At 74.3% G+C, this 17,610-nt stretch carries 16 protein-coding genes; all 16 read left to right on the forward strand.

The genetic code is table 11. The features are described from left to right. The first annotated feature begins 93 nt into the window (after positions 1–93). The 16 genes from pyrR (at position 94) to DQ244_RS15085 (ending at position 17,562) form a co-directional block, all read left to right on the forward strand. Positions 94–654 (forward strand): bifunctional pyr operon transcriptional regulator/uracil phosphoribosyltransferase PyrR, encoded by a 561-nt coding sequence (gene pyrR, locus DQ244_RS15010; RefSeq protein WP_113812279.1) that lies wholly within the window; start codon positions 94–96, stop codon positions 652–654. Next, the gene (locus tag DQ244_RS15015; RefSeq protein WP_113812280.1) at positions 651–1,571 is read left to right on the forward strand and encodes an aspartate carbamoyltransferase catalytic subunit; all 921 of its coding nucleotides are present in this window, start codon (positions 651–653) and stop codon (positions 1,569–1,571) included. Before pyrR ends, DQ244_RS15015 begins: the two co-directional genes overlap by 4 nt. After that, entirely contained in the window at positions 1,568–2,857 is a 1,290-nt protein-coding gene (locus DQ244_RS15020) for a dihydroorotase (RefSeq protein WP_113812281.1), read from the forward strand. The genes DQ244_RS15015 and DQ244_RS15020 overlap by 4 nt, the downstream gene beginning before the upstream one ends. After that, positions 2,854–4,020, forward strand: coding sequence for a glutamine-hydrolyzing carbamoyl-phosphate synthase small subunit (carA, locus tag DQ244_RS15025; RefSeq protein WP_113812282.1), 1,167 nt, complete (start codon positions 2,854–2,856; stop codon positions 4,018–4,020). Before DQ244_RS15020 ends, carA begins: the two co-directional genes overlap by 4 nt. Beyond that, the gene (carB, locus tag DQ244_RS15030) at positions 4,020–7,316 is read left to right on the forward strand and encodes a carbamoyl-phosphate synthase large subunit (protein ID WP_113812283.1); all 3,297 of its coding nucleotides are present in this window, start codon (positions 4,020–4,022) and stop codon (positions 7,314–7,316) included. The genes carA and carB overlap by 1 nt, the downstream gene beginning before the upstream one ends. Next, positions 7,313–8,635 carry a dihydroorotate oxidase gene (locus DQ244_RS15035; protein ID WP_233491543.1) on the forward strand — a complete coding sequence of 441 codons (1,323 nt, stop codon included), beginning with the start codon at positions 7,313–7,315 and terminating at the stop codon, positions 8,633–8,635. The genes carB and DQ244_RS15035 overlap by 4 nt, the downstream gene beginning before the upstream one ends. Beyond that, positions 8,632–9,468, forward strand: a complete 837-nt coding sequence (pyrF, locus tag DQ244_RS15040) for an orotidine-5'-phosphate decarboxylase (protein WP_113812284.1) — start codon at positions 8,632–8,634, stop codon at positions 9,466–9,468. The genes DQ244_RS15035 and pyrF overlap by 4 nt, the downstream gene beginning before the upstream one ends. A 327-nt stretch (positions 9,469–9,795) precedes the next feature. Continuing rightward, entirely contained in the window at positions 9,796–10,122 is a 327-nt protein-coding gene (gene mihF, locus DQ244_RS15045) for an integration host factor, actinobacterial type (RefSeq protein WP_104525303.1), read from the forward strand. A 41-nt stretch (positions 10,123–10,163) separates the two neighbouring features. After that, complete coding sequence (gmk, locus tag DQ244_RS15050) at positions 10,164–10,766, forward strand: guanylate kinase (RefSeq protein WP_113812285.1); 603 nt, start codon at positions 10,164–10,166, stop codon at positions 10,764–10,766. 16 nt (positions 10,767–10,782) lie between these two features. Continuing rightward, positions 10,783–11,046, forward strand: coding sequence for a DNA-directed RNA polymerase subunit omega (rpoZ, locus tag DQ244_RS15055; protein ID WP_113812286.1), 264 nt, complete (start codon positions 10,783–10,785; stop codon positions 11,044–11,046). 142 nt (positions 11,047–11,188) lie between these two features. Further along, positions 11,189–12,415 carry a bifunctional phosphopantothenoylcysteine decarboxylase/phosphopantothenate--cysteine ligase CoaBC gene (coaBC, locus tag DQ244_RS15060; protein ID WP_113812287.1) on the forward strand — a complete coding sequence of 409 codons (1,227 nt, stop codon included), beginning with the start codon at positions 11,189–11,191 and terminating at the stop codon, positions 12,413–12,415. Positions 12,416–12,504: 89 nt separating this feature from the next. Further along, on the forward strand, positions 12,505–13,695 hold the full coding sequence (metK, locus tag DQ244_RS15065) for a methionine adenosyltransferase (RefSeq protein WP_113812288.1): 1,191 nt from the start codon (positions 12,505–12,507) through the stop codon (positions 13,693–13,695). Positions 13,696–13,746: 51 nt separating this feature from the next. Further along, complete coding sequence (locus tag DQ244_RS15070; RefSeq protein WP_113812289.1) at positions 13,747–14,127, forward strand: hypothetical protein; 381 nt, start codon at positions 13,747–13,749, stop codon at positions 14,125–14,127. After that, the gene (locus DQ244_RS15075) at positions 14,124–14,762 is read left to right on the forward strand and encodes a transcriptional regulator (RefSeq protein ID WP_113812290.1); all 639 of its coding nucleotides are present in this window, start codon (positions 14,124–14,126) and stop codon (positions 14,760–14,762) included. Before DQ244_RS15070 ends, DQ244_RS15075 begins: the two co-directional genes overlap by 4 nt. Positions 14,763–14,805: 43 nt before the next feature. Continuing rightward, the gene (locus tag DQ244_RS15080) at positions 14,806–16,794 is read left to right on the forward strand and encodes a primosomal protein N' (protein ID WP_233491554.1); all 1,989 of its coding nucleotides are present in this window, start codon (positions 14,806–14,808) and stop codon (positions 16,792–16,794) included. Between the two features lie 96 nt (positions 16,795–16,890). Next, positions 16,891–17,562, forward strand: coding sequence for a hypothetical protein (locus tag DQ244_RS15085; RefSeq protein WP_113812291.1), 672 nt, complete (start codon positions 16,891–16,893; stop codon positions 17,560–17,562). Positions 17,563–17,610 lie beyond the last annotated feature (48 nt).

Consider the following 17,610-nt stretch of genomic DNA (forward strand, 5'->3'; position numbering starts at 1 on the left):
CGGCGGCGGTCGCGGGGGCCGGGTGCAGTACCGTCGCAGCCGGTCCGACCACTCCTTTAACGACCCGTCCAGTGAGGCGGGGAAGGAGGCCTGATGGCCCGCACGCCCCAGCCTGCCCTGCTCTCCGCCGCCGACGTCGCCCGCGTCGTCGACCGGATCGCGCACCAGCTCATCGAGCGCGCCGCCACGGCCGCTGACGGCCTCCCGCAGCTCGTGCTGGTCGGCATCCCCACCCGCGGTGCCCCGCTGGCCCGCCGCCTCGCCGCCCGCATCGAGGCCTTCTCCGGGGTGTCGGTCGACGTCGGCACGGTCGACATCACGCTCTACCGCGACGACCTGCGGCTGCGCGGGGTCCGGGCGCTGGAGTCCACGGTGCTCCCCGACGGCGGCATCGACGACCGGCTGGTGGTCCTGGTCGACGACGTCCTGTTCTCCGGCCGGTCGGTGCGCGCGGCGCTGGACGCGCTGCGCGACCTGGGCCGCCCCCAGGCGGTCCAGCTGGCCGTGCTCGTCGACCGGGGCCACCGCGAGCTGCCGATCCGGGCCGACTACGTGGGCAAGAACGTCCCGACGTCGCGGTCGCAGCAGGTGCGGGTGCACCTGGCGGAGATCGACGGCACCGACGAGGTGCTCGTGGAGGAGGGGGCACGGTGAAGCGCCACCTGCTGGAGGCCGCCGACCTGGACCGGGACGACGCGACGCTGGTGCTCGACACCGCGGCGCAGATCGAGCAGGCCCTGGCCGGCCGCGAGGTCAAGAAGCTGCCCACCCTGCGCGGGCGCACCGTGGTGAACCTCTTCTACGAGGACTCGACCCGCACCCGGATCTCCTTCGAGCTGGCGGCCAAGCGGCTGTCGGCCGACGTCATCAACTTCTCGGCCAAGGGCAGCAGCGTCTCCAAGGGCGAGAGCCTCAAGGACACCGCGCTGACGCTGGAGGCCATGGGCGCCGACGGCGTCGTCGTCCGCCACTCCGCCTCCGGGGCCCCGCACCGGCTGGCCTCCTGGGTCAAGGGCAGCGTGGTCAACGCCGGTGACGGCACCCACGAGCACCCCACGCAGGCGCTGCTCGACGCGTACACGATCCGCCACCGGCTCGGCCGGCTCGAGGGCGTGCGGGTGACGATCGTCGGCGACGTCCTGCACAGCCGCGTGGCCCGCTCCAACGTCCGTCTGCTGCACACCCTGGGCGCGGAGGTGACCCTGGTCGCGCCGCCCACGCTGCTCCCGGTGGGCGTGGGCAGCTGGCCGGCCGAGGTCGGCTACGACCTGGACGCGGTGCTGCCCAAGAGCGACGTCGTGATGATGCTGCGCGTGCAGGGGGAGCGGATGAACGCCTCGTTCTTCCCCAGCGCCCGCGAGTACAGCCGCCGCTACGGCCTGGACGCCCGCCGGATGGCCGCCCTGCCCGACGACGCCATCGTCATGCACCCGGGGCCCATGAACCGCGGCATGGAGATCGCCGCCGAGGTGGCCGACTCCGTCCGCTCCACGATCGTCGAGCAGGTCGCCAACGGGGTCTCGACCCGGATGGCCGTCCTGTACCTGCTGCTCGGAGGCTCGCCCCAGTGACGAACTACCTGATCAAGGGCGCGAAGCCCCTCGGTGGCGACGCCGTCGACATCCTGGTGAAAGACGGCCGGATCGCCGCGATCGGCGACTCGCTGAGCGCCACCGGCGCCGAGGTCGTCGAGGCGGACGGGCTGATCGCGCTCCCGGGCCTGGTCGACCTGCACACGCACCTGCGCGAGCCCGGCCGCGAGGACGCCGAGACCGTCGAGACCGGCAGCCGCGCGGCGGCGCTCGGCGGGTTCACCGCGGTGCACGCGATGGCCAACACCGACCCGGTCGCCGACACCGCCGGCGTCGTCGAGCAGGTGTGGCGGCTGGGCCAGGAGGCGGGCCTGGTCGACGTCGTCCCGGTCGGCGCGGTGACGGTGGGCCTCGCGGGGGAGCGGCTGGCCGAGCTCGGCGCGATGGCCGACTCCGCCGCCCGCGTGCGGGTGTTCTCCGACGACGGGCACTGCGTCTCCGACCCGGCGCTCATGCGGCGGGCGCTGGAGTACGTGAAGGCCTTCGACGGCGTCGTCGCCCAGCACGCGGAGGAGCCCCGGCTGACCGTGGGCGCCCAGATGCACGAGGGCGACCGCTCGGCGCGGCTCGGCCTCACCGGCTGGCCGGCCGCCGCCGAGGAGGCGATCATCGCCCGCGACGTGCTGCTGGCCGAGCACGTCGGCGCGCGGCTGCACGTCTGCCACGTCTCGACCGCCGGCTCCGTGGAGATCCTCCGCTGGGCCAAGTCGCGCGGCGTGCAGGTGACCGCCGAGGTCACCCCGCACCACCTGATGCTCACCGACGAGTGCGCCGAGTCCTACGACCCGGTGTTCAAGGTGAACCCGCCGCTCCGGACGGACGTGGATGTGGTCGCGTTGAGGCTCGGGTTGGCCGACGGCACGATCGACGCCGTCGGCACCGACCACGCCCCGCACGCGGTGGAGGACAAGGAGAGCGAGTGGGCCTCGGCCCGGCCCGGCATGCTCGGGCTGGAGCAGGCGCTCTCGGTGGTGATCGAGACGATGGTCGAGCCGGGCCGCCTCGACTGGGCCGGGGTCGCCGACCGGATGTCGGTCCGGCCCGCGGCGATCGGCCGCCTGGACGGGCACGGTCGTCCCATCGCCCCCGGCGAGCCGGCCAACCTGGTGCTGGTGGACCCCACCACGCGCTCGACGGTCGACCCCGCGGCGCTGGCCAGCCGCAGCCGCAACAGCCCCTATGCCGGCCGGGAGCTCCCCGGCCGGGTGGTCGCGACGTTCCTCCGGGGGACGCCGACCGTTCTGGACGGAAAGGCAGTCAAGTGAGTGAGGCTCTGCTCGTCCTCGAGGACGGGCGCACGTTCCGGGGCGAGTCCTACGGCGCGACCGGGACGACGGTCGGCGAGGCGGTCTTCGCCACCGGCATGACCGGCTACCAGGAGACGCTGACCGACCCGAGCTACGCCGGGCAGATCGTCGCCATGACCGCACCCCACATCGGCAACACGGGGGTCAACGACGAGGACGACGAGAGCAGCCGGATGTGGGTCGCGGGCTTCGTCGTGCGCGACCCCGCCCGCCGCCCGGCCAACTGGCGGGCCACCGGCAGCTTGGACGACGAGCTCATCGCCCAGGGCGTCGTCGGCATCAGCGGCATCGACACCCGCGCGCTCACCCGGCACCTGCGCGACCGGGGCGCGATGCGCGCCGGCATCAGCACCGAGCTCTCCGCCGACGAGCTGCTGGCCCGGGTCACCGCCGCCGAGGGCATGACGGGCGCGGACCTCGCGCCCACGGTGAGCACGACCGAGGCCTACGTCGTCCCGGCGGTGGGGGAGAAGCGGTTCACCATCGCCGCGCTCGACCTCGGCATCAAGACCGCCACCCCGCGGCACCTCGCCGAGCTCGGCGTGGAGACGCACGTGCTGCCCTCCACCGCCACCGCCGAGGAGCTGCTCGCGGCCGGGCCGGACGGCGTGTTCCTCTCCAACGGGCCGGGCGACCCGGCCGCCGCCGACTACGCGGTCGAGGCGGTCAAGGGCGTGCTCGACGCACGCCGGCCGCTGTTCGGCATCTGCTTCGGCAACCAGATCCTCGGCCGGGCGCTGGGCCTGGGCACCTACAAGCTGCAGTTCGGCCACCGCGGCCTGAACCAGCCGGTGCTCGACCGGGTCAGCGGCACCGTCCGCGTGACCAGCCACAACCACGGCTTCGCGGTCGACGCGCCGCTGGACCGGCCCACCGACACCCCCTACGGCCAGGTCGAGGTCAGCCACGTCGGCCTCAACGACGACGTCGTCGAGGGCCTGCGCTGCCTGGAGGTGCCCGCGTTCAGCGTGCAGTTCCACCCCGAGTCCGCCGCCGGCCCGCACGACGCCGCACCGCTGTTCCAGCGCTTCGTCGACCTGATGGAGGAGGCCCGGTCGCACGAGGTGCACGCCGGCGGGCCCGCCCCGGTCGTCGAGCACACCACCGGGGAGAACGCCTGATGCCCAAGCGCACCGACATCCAGCACGTCATGGTCATCGGCTCCGGGCCGATCCTCATCGGTCAGGCCGCGGAGTTCGACTACTCCGGCACCCAGGCCTGCCGCGTGCTGCGGGCCGAGGGCCTGCGGGTCAGCCTGGTCAACAGCAACCCGGCCACGATCATGACCGACCCCGACATCGCCGACGCCACCTACGTCGAGCCGCTGACGCCCGAGTTCGTCGAGAAGGTCATCGCCAAGGAGCGGCCCGACGCGCTGCTGGCGACCCTGGGCGGGCAGACGGCGCTCAACATCGCGATCGGCCTCTTCGAGAACGGGGTCCTGGAGAAGTACGGCGTCCAGCTGATCGGTGCCGACGTCGACGCGATCAACCGCGGCGAGGACCGGCAGAAGTTCAAGGACATCGTCCGCTCGATCGGCGCCGACGCCCCCCGCTCGCGGGTCTGCTCGACCGTCGAGGAGGCGATCGAGACCGCCGAGGAGGTCGGCTACCCGGTCGTCATCCGGCCCAGCTTCACCATGGGCGGGCTCGGGTCCGGCTTCGCCACCGACGAGCCGATGCTGCGCCGCATGGCCTCGCACGGCCTCGCCGACTCCCCGGTCGGCACCGTCCTCATCGAGGAGTCGGTGCTCGGCTGGAAGGAGTACGAGCTCGAGCTCATGCGCGACCGCAGCGACAACGTCGTCGTCATCTGCTCGATCGAGAACATCGACGCGATGGGCGTGCACACCGGCGACTCGGTGACCGTCGCCCCCGCGATGACCCTCACCGACGTCGAGTACCAGCGGATGCGCGACGTCGGCATCGCGGTGCTGCGCGAGGTCGGCGTGGACACCGGCGGCTGCAACATCCAGTTCGCGGTGAACCCGGCCGACGGGCGCCTGGTCGTCATCGAGATGAACCCGCGGGTCTCCCGGTCCAGCGCGCTGGCGTCCAAGGCCACCGGCTTCCCGATCGCCAAGATCGCGGCGAAGCTCGCCATCGGCTACACCCTCGACGAGATCACCAACGACATCACCGGCGTCACCCCGGCCGCGTTCGAGCCGACGCTGGACTACGTCGTCGTGAAGATCCCGCGGTTCGCCTTCGAGAAGTTCCCCGGCGCCGACCCGCGGCTGACCACGACGATGAAGAGCGTCGGCGAGGTCATGTCGATGGGCCGCAACTTCGCCGAGGCGCTGGGCAAGGCGATGCGGTCGACCGAGACCAAGGCCTCCGGCTTCTGGACGACGCCGGCGGAGACCCGGTCGGCCGAGGAGCTGCTCGAGGCGCTCCGCACCCCGGTCGACGGCCGGCTCTACACCGCGGAGGCCGCGCTCGCGGCCGGCGCCACCGTCGAGCAGGTGGCCGAGGCCAGCGGGTTCGACCCGTGGTTCGTCGACCAGATCGCGCTGGTCCAGGAGGTGGCCGAGGAGGTCCGCGAGACCCCGTCGCTGAGCGCCGCGCTGCTGCGCCGGGCCAAGCGGCACGGCCTCTCCGACCGGCAGATCGCGGCCCTGCGCCCCGAGCTCGCCGGTGAGGACGGCGTCCGGGCGCTGCGCTGGCGTCTCGGCGTCCGCCCGGTCTACAAGACGGTCGACACCTGCGCCGCCGAGTTCGCCGCCCGCACGCCGTACCACTACTCCTCCTACGACGAGGAGACCGAGGTGCAGCCGCGCGAGAAGGAGGCCGTGCTGATCCTCGGCTCCGGGCCGAACCGGATCGGTCAGGGCATCGAGTTCGACTACTCCTGCGTGCACGCCGTCATGGCGCTGCAGGACGCCGGCTACGAGGCGGTGATGGTCAACTGCAACCCCGAGACCGTCTCCACCGACTACGACACCGCCGACCGGCTCTACTTCGAGCCGCTCACCTTCGAGGACGTGCTCGAGGTCGTCGAGGCCGAGCGCGCGGCCGGCCCGGTGGCCGGGGTCATCTGCACCCTGGGCGGCCAGACCCCGCTGGGCCTGGCCCAGCGGCTCAAGGACGCCGGCGTCCCGGTGCTGGGCACCTCGCCGGAGGCCATCGACGACGCCGAGCACCGCGGGGCCTTCTCCCGCGTGCTCGCCGACACCGGGCTGCTCGCGCCCAAGCACGGCACGGCGACGACGTTCGCCGAGGCGCACCAGATCGCCAGCTCCATCGGCTACCCGGTGCTGGTGCGCCCCTCCTACGTGCTGGGCGGCCGCGGCATGGAGATCGTCTACGACGACGCCACGCTCGAGGCCTACATCGCCAAGGCGACCGACGTCAGCGCCGCGCACCCGGTGCTGGTCGACCGGTTCCTGGAGGACGCCGTCGAGATCGACGTGGACGCCCTCTACGACGGCGCCGACCTCTACCTCGGCGGCGTCATGGAGCACATCGAGGAGGCCGGCATCCACTCCGGCGACTCGGCGTGCGCGCTGCCGCCGATCACCCTCGGCTCGGCGGACCTGCTCAAGATCCGCAGCGCCACCGAGAAGCTGGCCGAGCGGATCGGCGTGTGCGGGCTGATGAACGTCCAGTACGCGATCAAGGACGACATCCTCTACGTGATCGAGGCCAACCCGCGGGCCAGCCGCACGGTCCCGTTCGTCTCCAAGGCGACGGCGGTCCAGCTGGCCAAGGCCGCCGCCCGCGTCGCGGTGGGGGAGTCCATCGCCGACCTGCGGGCCGCCGGGGTCCTGCCGGCCACCGGGGACGGCACCGACCTCCCCGACCACGCCCCCATCGCGGTCAAGGAGGCGGTCCTGCCGTTCCACCGCTTCCGCACCGTCGAGGGCTACGGCGTCGACACCGTGCTGTCCCCGGAGATGAAGTCCACCGGCGAGGTCATGGGCCTGGACGCCGGGTTCGGCACCGCCTTCGCGAAGTCGCAGGCCGCCGCGTACGGCTCGCTGCCGACCGAGGGCACCGTCTTCGTCTCGCTGGCCAACCGGGACAAGCGCTCGGCGGTCTTCCCGATCAAGCGGCTGGCCGACCTCGGCTTCACGCTGCTGGCGACCACCGGCACCGCGCAGGTGCTGCGCCGCCACGGCGTCGCCGCCGAGGTGGTCGGCAAGTTCAGCGAGGGCCCGGGCAACGTGGTCGAGCGCATCCAGGCCGGCGACGTCGACCTGGTGTTCAACACCCCGTTCGGCGCCCCGGGCAACAGCGGCCCGCGGCTGGACGGCTACGAGATCCGCACCGCGGCCGTGAGCGCCGGCATCCCGTGCATCACCACGGTGCAGGGCATGGCCGCCGCGGTGCAGGGGATCGAGGCGCTGCGCCAGGGCGGCATCGGGGTGCGGAGCCTGCAGGAGGTCCACGCGGCGCTCGCCGGGCCCCGCCCGTGACGGAGGCCGTCCGGACGCTGCGGGACGAGCTCGTCGGCCGCGGGCTGGTCGACGGGCTGCCCGCGGCGTTCCTCGCCGGGATCACCCGGTTCGGCCGGCCGCCGCAGGAGGAGCTGGACCGGCTGGCAGCTGACGTCGCCGGTCTCGCCGGGCGCCTGGCGTCCGGCGAGACGGGGGACGGCGACCTGCCGCTGCTGACCCGGGTGCTGTACGTCGCCGGGCACGCCGACCTGCTCGCCGCCCACGGCGTGCTCAGCCCGGCCTACGACGTCCTGGGCTCCTTCCGGGACAACCTGGCCCGACCGCTGGGCCCCCGGTTGCCGGAGCGGCCCACCACCCGCCGCCGCTGGCCGCTGCTCGGCCGCACGGTCGGTTTCCCGATCGGCATCCCGGCCTGCGTGCTCAACGGCAGCGAGGCGTGGGTGCGGCACAACGTCGCCAACGGCTGGAACGTGCTGACCTACAAGACCGTGCGCGGCCGGGCCCACCCGCCCAACGAGCAGCCCAACTGGGTCGTCGCCGCGCGGGAGACGGCCAGCCTGGCCCCGGGGGCCGACGCCGACGTCGTCGCGGACCCCTGGGACTGGGCGGCGCCCGGGTCAGCGGCGATCAGCAGCGTCAACTCGTTCGGCGTGCCCTCCCCGGAGCCGGCGGAGTGGATGGCCGACCTCTCGCGGGCGCTCGCGGCCGTGGGCGACGAGCAGCTCCTGCTGGTCAGCGTCATGGGGGAGGGCGAGGACCTCGCGGCGGACTTCGCCCGCACCGCGCTGATGGCCCAGGAGGCCGGGGCCACCGTGGTCGAGCTGAACCTCTCCTGCCCGAACACGCTCAGCACGTCGGGGGTGAAGCCGCCGCTGTGCCTGGACGCCGACGCCACCGTCGCGGTCGTCGAGCACGTCCGCCGGTCGCTGGACGACCGCACCGGCCTGGTCGCGAAGCTCTCCTGGCTCGACGAGCAGCGGCTGTCCGCGCTCGTGCCGCGGCTGGCCCCGCTGGTCGACGGCATCGCCGGCATCAACACCGTGCAGAGCCGGGTGCGGCGCAGCGACGGCTCGGCCACGTTCCCCGGGCGCGAGCTGGCCGGGCTCTCCGGCATCGCCGTGCGCGACCCCGCGCTGGACTTCACCCGCCGGCTGGTCGCCCTGCGGGACGCGGGCGGCGCGCGGTTCGACGTCCTCGCGATGGGCGGGGTGACCGACCCGACGTCGTTCGAGGCGCTCATCGCCGCCGGTGCCGGTGCGGTCCAGTCCGCCGCCGGCGCGTTCGCCGATCCGCTCCTCGCGCAGAAGTGCATCACCGAGCTGGGAGAGACCTTGTGACCGAGCACCCCTTCGGACGGCGCCTGGCCGAGGCGGTGGCCGACCGCGGGCCGCTGTGCGTGGGCCTGGACCCGCACCGGGAGCTGCTGGTCGGCTGGGGCGTCGGGGACGACCTCGACGGGCTCCGCCGGTTCACCGACGCCGTGGTCGAGGCGCTGGCCGGCTCGGTGTCGGTGGTCAAGCCGCAGATGGCCTTCTACGAGCGCTTCGGGTCCCGCGGTCTCGCCGTCCTGGAGGAGGCCGTGGTCGCCTTCCGGTCCGCCGGGGCGCTGGTCCTGCTGGACGCCAAGCGCGGCGACATCGGCTCGACCATGGCCGCCTACGCCGACTACCTGCGCGCCGGGCACCCGATGCAGGTCGACGCGATGACCGTCAGCCCCTACCTCGGGCCGGAGTCGCTGGCGCCGGCGGTGAGCACCGCGGAGCGCTCCGGCGGCGGCCTGTTCGTGCTGGCCCGAACGTCCAACCCGGACGCGGCGACCTTCCAGCACGCGCGGGTGGGCGACCGCAGCGTCGCGCAGGCCGTCGTCGACACGGTGGGCGGCTGGAACCCGGCCGGTGCGGCCGCCGGCTTCGGCCCCTCCCTGGGCTCGTTCGGCATCGTCGTCGGTGCCACGCTGCCCGAGCTGGACGTGGACCTGACCGCCCTGCGCGGCCCGGTGCTCGCGCCGGGGCTCGGCGCCCAGGGCGGGACCGTCAGCGACCTGCGGCGGCTGTTCGGCGCGGGGACGGCGGTCGTCCCCACCGTGTCCCGCGACGTGCTCGGCGCCGGGCCCGAACCGGCCGCGCTGCGGACCGCGGCCGAGCGCTGGGCCGAGGCGCTGGCCGCCTGAGCTCGGCGTCCCAGGCGGGCTCACGGCGTGTCGGATCCTCGGCGTGTCGGGATGAGGAGCCGGCGCGGCTCGTCGAGCGCGTTCCGATACCGGAACGGCCGACTTCGTCCCTGAACAGGGTGAATCACGCTGCGTGACCGATTCTGATGCCTGCGTGCCGACGGCGACACGCCGCAATCGACACCCTGTCGGTCCGCGGGGCATTGACCTGCGAATTTGCCGGAATCCCAGGTGGCGGACACGCTTCCGGAAGCACGTTGCACGACCTCAGTACCAGCGGAAACACGGTCGGCCTCCTGGCCGACGTCGACACGATTGGGTTGCACCATGCCCCTCCCTGACCTGTCCCCGGAACAACGTGCAGCAGCACTGGAGAAGGCCGCCGCCGCCCGGAAGGCGCGGGCCGAGCTCCGCGAGCGGCTGAAGAGCAAGGGCGCGACGGTCGGTGACGTCCTCAAGCAGGGCGAGACCGACGAGGTGATCGGCAAGATGCGCGTCTCCGCCGTCCTGGAGTCCCTGCCAGGAGTCGGCAAGGCCCGGGCTGCGAAGATCATGGAACGCCTGGAGATCTCCCCGACGCGTCGCGTGCGGGGTCTGGGCGCCAACCAGCGCCGTGCGCTGGAGTCCGAGTTCGGCGGCGACCAGGTCGTCTGACCCGGGCCGAGGACGCACGCACGACCGGGCGAGGACGACGAGTGGCAGCAGCGACACCGGCACGACTGACCGTTCTCTCGGGGCCCTCCGGGGTCGGCAAGGGCACGGTCGTCGCCGAGGTCCGGCGCCGGCACCCCGATGTGTGGGTGTCGGTGTCGGTCACCACTCGTCGTCCCCGGTCCGGTGAGGTGGACGGTGCGCACTACCACTTCGTGAGCGACGAGGAGTTCGACCGGCTGATCGCCACCGACGGGCTGCTGGAGTGGGCCGCCTACGCCGGCAACCGGTACGGCACCCCGGTCGAGCCGGTCCGGGTCCAGCTGGCCTCGGGTCGTCCGGCGCTGCTGGAGATCGAGCTGCAGGGCGCCCGGCAGGTCCGGGCCCGGGCGCCGGAGGCCCAGCTGGTCTTCCTGGCCCCGCCGTCGTGGGCCGATCTGGTCAGCCGGCTGGCCGGTCGGGGCTCCGAGTCGGCCGACGTCCAGTCCGAGCGGTTGCGCATCGCGCAGGCCGAGCTGGACTCCTCCGGGGAGTTCGACGTGGTGGTCGTCAACGACGACGTGGCCCGCGCCGCCGACGAGTTGGTAGGATTGCTGACTGCGCCGTCGCCCGACCTGCCAGTGCACGGGCGCGCATCTCGAGATTGAAGGAGCACGCCCGCCCGTGTCCGGAGTCGCACCCGCCCCCGAGGGCATCACCAACCCGCCGATCGACGAGCTGCTCGAGCGCACCACCAGCAAGTACGGCCTGGTTATCTTCGCCGCCAAGCGCGCGCGCCAGATCAACGCCTACTACAGCCAGCTCTCCGAGGGCCTGCTCGAGTACGTCGGCCCGCTGGTCGACACCGCTCCGCAGGAGAAGCCCCTGTCGATCGCGCTGCGCGAGATCAACGAGGGCCTGCTGGCCCACACCGCCGGCGAGAACTAAAGAAGGACCCCGCTGCCCCCCACCACTCGCTCCGCTCGCGGTGGGTCCCTGCAGCAGGGCCGTTCCAGCACGTCACTGGAACTGATGACGACGCCCCCGGCCTGTGCTGGGGGCGTCGTCGTGTCTGCGGGATGATGGCGGGATGAGCCGCATCGTGCTGGGCGTCAGCGGTGGCGTCGCCGCCTACAAGGCCGCGCTGCTGCTGCGCGCGTTCACCGAGTCGGGGCACGACGTGCGCGTCGTCCCCACCCCCAGCGCGCTGCACTTCGTCGGCGCCGCCACCTTCGAGGCGCTGTCGGGCAACCCGGTGAGCACCGACGTCTGGACCGACGTGCCCGAGGTCGCGCACGTGCGGATCGGCCAGGAGGCCGACCTCGTCGTCGTCGCCCCGGCAACCGCCGACCTGCTCGCCCGCGCGGCGACGGGGCGCGCCGACGACCTGCTCACCGCCACGCTGCTCACCGCGCACTGCCCGGTGGTCTTCGTCCCCGCGATGCACACCGAGATGTGGCTGCACCCGGCCACGCAGGAGAACGTCGCGACGCTGCGACGCCGCGGTTCGGTCGTCCTGCCCCCGGCGGTCGGCCGGCTGACCGGTCCCGACTCCGGTCCGGGGCGGCTGCCCGAGCCCGCCGACATCGCGGCCCTCGCCGCGGTCGTGCTCGAGCACGGCGCGGACGCGCTCGCCCAGGACCTGACCGGACGCCGGGTCGTCGTCAGCGCCGGTGGCACCCGCGAGCCGCTGGACCCGGTGCGCTACCTGGGCAACCGCTCCTCGGGCAAGCAGGGCTGGGCGCTGGCCCGCGTCGCCGCCGCCCGGGGCGCCGACGTCGTCCTGGTGGCGGCCAACGTCGAGCTCCCGGCGCCGTTCGGCGTCCGCGTCGTGCCCGTAGGCACCGCCGAGGAGCTGCGCGCCGCGATGCTGGCGGAGTCGGTGGACGCCGACGTGGTCGTGATGAGCGCCGCTGTCGCCGACTTCCGCCCGGCCGAGGTTGCCACCACCAAGATGAAGAAGGGCTCGGCCAGCGAGCCGGACTCGATCCCGCTGGTGCGCAACCCCGATGTGCTGGCCGAGCTGGTCACGAAGCGGACGCCGGGTCAGCTCGTCGTCGGCTTCGCCGCCGAGACCGGCGACGCCGACGGCGACGTGCTCGCCCACGCCCGCGCCAAGCTCGCCCGCAAGGGCAGCGACCTGCTCGTGGTCAACGACGTCTCGGGCGGGCAGGTCTTCGGCCGCGCCGAGAACGCGGTCGTCGTGCTCGCGTCCGACGGGTCCGCCACCGAGGTGCCGCCGGGCGCCAAGGACGCCGTCGCCGCCGGGATCTGGACCGCGGTCAGCAGCCGGCTCGGTACGCCCGCCGAGGGCTGAGAGCACTCCGGGGCGCCTCCCGTCGCCCCCCGCCGGTAACGTGCGCACCCGCAGTCCCCGTCAGCGCCGCCGATCCCAGGGAGTACCGAGTGCCACGCCGCCTCTTCACGTCCGAGTCGGTGACCGAGGGCCACCCGGACAAGATCGCCGACCAGATCAGCGACTCGATCCTGGACGCGATGCTGGCCCAGGACCCGCGCAGCCGGGTCGCGGTCGAGACCCTCATCACCACCGGTCAGGTGCACATCGCCGGCGAGGTCACGACGGCCGGGTACGTCGACATCCCGGCGATCGTGCGCGAGACGGTGCTGCGCATCGGCTACGACTCCTCCCGCAAGGGGTTCGACGGCGCGTCCTGCGGTGTCAGCGTCTCCATCGGCGCCCAGTCGCCGGACATCGCCCAGGGCGTCGACACCGCCTACGAGGCGCGGACCTCCGGTTCGGCCGACGACGAGATCGAGCGCCAGGGCGCCGGTGACCAGGGCCTGATGTTCGGCTACGCCACCGACGAGACCCCCGAGCTCATGCCGCTGCCCATCGCGCTGGCCCACCGGCTGTCCCGCCGGTTGTCGGCCGTGCGCAAGGACGGCTCGGTGCCCTACCTGCGGCCCGACGGCAAGACGCAGGTCACGGTGGTCTACGAGGACGACCGGCCGGTCGCCGTCGACACCGTGGTGGTCTCCTCCCAGCACGCCGAGGACATCTCGATCGAGACGCTGCTGACCCCCGACATCGAGGAGCTCGTGGTCGAGCCGGAGCTGGCGGCCCTCGGCCTGCCGACGACCGGCCACCGCCTGCTGGTCAACCCGACCGGCAAGTTCGTCATCGGTGGTCCGATGGGCGACGCCGGGCTCACCGGCCGCAAGATCATCGTCGACACCTACGGCGGCATGGCGCGGCACGGCGGCGGTGCGTTCTCCGGGAAGGACCCGTCGAAGGTCGACCGCTCGGGCGCCTACGCCATGCGCTGGGTCGCCAAGAACGTCGTCGCCGCGGGCCTGGCCAAGCGCTGCGAGGTGCAGGTCGCCTACGCGATCGGGGCGGCCCACCCGGTCGGCCTGTTCGTCGAGACGTTCGGCACCGGGAAGGTGGCCGACGAGGCGCTGGAGAAGGCGATCACCTCGGTGTTCGACCTGCGTCCGGGCGCGATCGTGCGCGACCTGGACCTGCTGCGGCCGATCTACGCCCCGACCGCCGCCTACGGCCACTTCGGCCGGTCCGACCTGGACCTGCCCTGGGAGCGCCTGGACCGCGTCGAGGCCCTGCGCGCGGCCGTCTGACTCTTCAACGGATCGTTGACAACGGTCCGTTGAAGCAGCAGCCTGGTCGTCATGGCACCCCATGACGACGACCAGGCCCGTGCCGCGCGCGAGGCCGACGCCCGGGGGAGCCTGCTCGCCGCCGGTGGCGACGCGCTGCCACGGCCACCCTGGTCGCGCGGCGCCCAGCCGCCGGCGGCCTCCGAGCTCGTCCGGTTCGCCCTGTGGCGGGCCGCCGACGGCTCCCCGGACCGTGACACGGTCCTGGCCGCGCTCGCGCTGCTGCCGGCCGTCCGGGCGGAGGCCGACGAGCTGGAGGCCGGGGTCCTGCTCACCGCCCGGGCGGCGGGGCTGTCCTGGTCGAGGATCTCCGCAGCGCTCGGGCTGAGCTCGCCGCAGGCCGCTCAACAGCGCTTCGACCGCGTGAGCGGCCGGCTGGACGGACGCGGGTGAGAGCCCACCCGTCGGCGCTCGAGGACCTCGCCCTGCACGGCGTGCGGGTGCTCGGCTTCCCGACGCCGGGTCGCATCGCCGGGCGGTGGCGCCTGGACCGCGCGGCCGTGGAGGAGGCGCTGCTCGACGCCGAGGCGCGGGGGTGGGCGCAGCAGACGTCCTTCGGCGGCAGCTCCGGCTGGTCGCTGACCGACGCCGGACGGGCCGAGGGGGAGCGGCGACTGGCCAGTGAGCTCGACCTGGTGGGCGCCCGGCCGGCGGTCCAGGACGTGCACGCCCGCTTCCGGCCGCTGAACCGGCGGTTCGGGGCGGCCTGCACCGACTGGCAGATCCGCCCCGACCGGCTGGACCCGATGGCCGCCAACGACCACACCGACTGGCGCTGGGACGAACGCGTGCTCCGCACGCTGAGCTCGGTGGAGCGGAGCTTCGTCGCGCTGTGCGCGGAGCTGGCCGACCGGCTGGAGCGCTTCGACGGCTACGGGCAGCGCTACTCGGCGGCGCTCCGACGGGTCCAGGCGGGGGAGCGGCGCTGGGTCGACGCACCCGAGCAGGACTCGCTGCACCTGCTGTGGATCCAGTTCCACGAGGACCTGCTGGCCAGCCTGGGGATCGAGCGCGGCACGGACGGCTGAGGTCCGCGCACTCTGTCGCAGCCCCTGGGTAGCGTTCTCCGACGTGCCAGACGCCCCCGCCGCCCCCGCCCCGGTGGTGGCGCGGGTGGTGGTGGACGTGCCGCTCGCGCACCTGGACCGGCCCTTCGACTACGCCGTCCCGGAGAAGTTCGCCGACACCGTGCAGGCCGGCTGCCGGGTGCGGGTGCGCTTCCACGGCCGGCTGGTCGACGGCGTGGTGTGGGAGCTCGCCGACACGACCGACTTCGCCGGCACGCTGCAGCCCCTCTCGCACGTCCCCTCGGGCGAGCCGGTGCTCACCCCGCAGGTCGCGCGCCTGGTCCGCGCCGTCGCCGACCGGTACGCCGGCACGGCCAGCGACGTCCTGCGACTGGCCCTGCCCCCGCGCCGCGCCGCCGCGGAGAAGCGGGAGGCGCCCACGCCGGCGGCGCTGCCGGAGGCGCCCGACCCCGCCGGCTTCGCCCGCTACCCGGCCGGCCCGGCGCTGCTCACCGCGCTCGCGGAGGGCCGCCCCGCCCGGGCGGTGTGGACCGCGCTGCCGGGGGAGGACTGGCCGACCCGGCTGGTGGAGCTGTGCCGGGCCACGCTGTCCGGACGGCGGGGGTCGCTGGTCGTCGTCCCCGACGGCAGGGACCTCGACCGGCTGACGGCGGCGGCGGAGCAGCTGCTGCCCGAGCACTCGTTCACCGTGCTGCGCGCCGACGACTCGCCCGAGAAGCGCTACCGCCGCTTCCTCGCCGCCTCCCGCGGTGCCGCCCAGGTGGTCCTCGGCACCCGGGCGGCGATGTTCGCCCCGGTGCGCGACCTCGGGCTCGTGGTGATCTGGGACGACGGCGACGACCTGCACGCCGACGAGCACGCGCCCTACCCGCACGCCCGCGACGTGCTGGTGCAGCGCGCGTGGCTGGACTCGTGCGCGGCGGTGGTCGCGGGGACGTCCCGCACCGCTGAGGCCGCCGTCCTGGTCGAGTCCGGCTGGGCTCACGAGCTGGTCGCGGACCGGGCCGCGCTGCGGGCCGCCGCGCCACGGGTGCAGGCGCTGGGCGACGACTTCGAGCTGGCCCGCGACCCCGCCGCGCGTTCGGCGCGGCTGCCGTCCCTCGCGCACACGGCCGCGCGCAAGGCCCTGGCCGACGGCGCCCCGGTGCTGGTGCAGGTGCCGCGGCGGGGCTACGTGCCCTCGCTGTCGTGCGCGCGGTGCCGGGCGCCGGCCCGCTGCGCGCACTGCTCGGGTCCGCTGGGCATCTCGCCGAGACCGGGTCCCGGGGGCAGCCGCATCCCGGCCTGCCGCTGGTGCGCCCGGCCGGCGGCGACCTTCGACTGCCCGCACTGCCTCGGCACGAAGCTGCGGGCCGCGGTGATCGGGGAGAGCCGGACCGCCGAGGAGCTGGCGCGCGCCTTCCCGGGGGCCGTGGTGCGGACCTCCGGCAGCACCACCGGCGTGCTGGACACCGTGCCGGCCGGGCCGGCGCTCGTTGTCGCCACCCCGGGCGCGGAACCCGTGGCCGACGGCGGGTACGGCGCGGCCCTGCTGCTCGACTCCTGGGCGCTGCTGGGCCGGGCGGACCTGCGCGCGGGGGAGGAGGCGATGCGGCGCTGGATGAACGCGGCGGCCCTCGTGCGCCCCGCCTCGGCGGGGGGTCAGGTGATCGTGGCCGCCGACGCCGCCCACCCCGTCGTCCAGGCGCTGGTGCGCTGGGACCCGGCCTGGTTGGCCGAGCGCGAGGTGGCCGACCGGCGCGAGCTGGGGTTCCCGCCGGTGACCCGGATGGCCTCGCTGACCGCGTCGCCCGCGGCGCTGGCCGAGTTCCTCGCCGCGCTGCGGTTGCCCGAGGACGCCGATTTGCTCGGCCCGGTGCCCGAGCGGCCGCGACCGGGGCAGGAGGGGGAGCGCGAGCGCTACCTGGTGCGCGTGCCGCGGGCCTCGGGCGCGGCGCTCGCGCACGCGCTCGCCGCGGTCCAGGGGGTGCGCAGCGCGAAGAAGGTGCCGGAGCACGTCCGCGTGCAGCTGGACCCGCTCGACCTGGTCTAGCGCCCGTTTACAACGTAAGTGTGCGCGTCGGGGGCTCGGCTACCGGCTCCCTTCTCCCGAGCGGGAGCGCGCGTACACCGACCGAGGAGCACCCGAGTGACTGCAGCACGTCCGTCCGAGCCCGCCCGTCCTGTCGGCGCCACCCCCGTCGGCGGCGGGAACCGAGGAGGCGGACGGCGCAGGGGCCTGCTCCTCGGGGCAGCCCTGCTGGCGATCCTGCTCCTCGTCGCGCTGCTGCTCAGCCAGTGCGGCTCCGACGACGCTGACCGCGACCCCGCCTCGTCGACGGGTGGGAGCAGCTCGTCCTCGACCTCCGAGGCCACGGGCGGCGCCACCGGCGGCTCCGCCACCGCGAGCCCGTCGGCGGGCGGCGGCACGGCGGCCGGTGCCGGTCAGATCCGGACGGCGGACGGCCGGTCCGTGCTTGAGCTGGCCGCCGGCGCCGACGGCCCGGCCGCGCTCGCGGGGGTGACCGGGCAGCCGGTGACCGGTACCGCCGTGCAGGTGCTGTCCGTGCCCGCTGACGAGGGCTTCTGGGTCGGCACGTCCGAGACCGAGCGGGTGTGGGTCCAGCTCACCGGCGAGGCGGGGGAGTCCCCGTACCAGGTCACCGAGGGCGACAGCGTCGACTTCCAGGGCACCGTCGTCGCGCACGCCGGCGGGTTCGCCGCGCAGGTCGGGGTGGACGACGCGGAGGGGGCCGCGATGCTCGACGGCCAGGGCCAGCACCTCGAGGTCGCGAAGTCGGCAGTCACGCTCTCGGAGTGACCCCCGCGCCCGGGCGGCCCAACACCGCCCGGGTGCGGTGCCAGGATC

The organism is Blastococcus sp. TBT05-19, from assembly GCF_003319095.1.
Lineage (GTDB): Bacteria > Actinomycetota > Actinomycetes > Mycobacteriales > Geodermatophilaceae > Blastococcus.

Excerpts from the sequence above, each read along its gene's own strand:
- carB (WP_113812283.1), top strand. The coding sequence starts at position 4,020 with ATGCCCAAGCGCACCGACATCCAGCACGTCATGGTCATCGGCTCCGGG.
- mihF (WP_104525303.1), top strand. The coding sequence starts at position 9,796 with ATGCCCCTCCCTGACCTGTCCCCGGAACAACGTGCAGCAGCACTGGAG.
- DQ244_RS15070 (WP_113812289.1), top strand. The coding sequence starts at position 13,747 with ATGGCACCCCATGACGACGACCAGGCCCGTGCCGCGCGCGAGGCCGAC.
- coaBC (WP_113812287.1), top strand. The coding sequence starts at position 11,189 with ATGAGCCGCATCGTGCTGGGCGTCAGCGGTGGCGTCGCCGCCTACAAG.
- pyrR (WP_113812279.1), top strand. The coding sequence starts at position 94 with ATGGCCCGCACGCCCCAGCCTGCCCTGCTCTCCGCCGCCGACGTCGCC.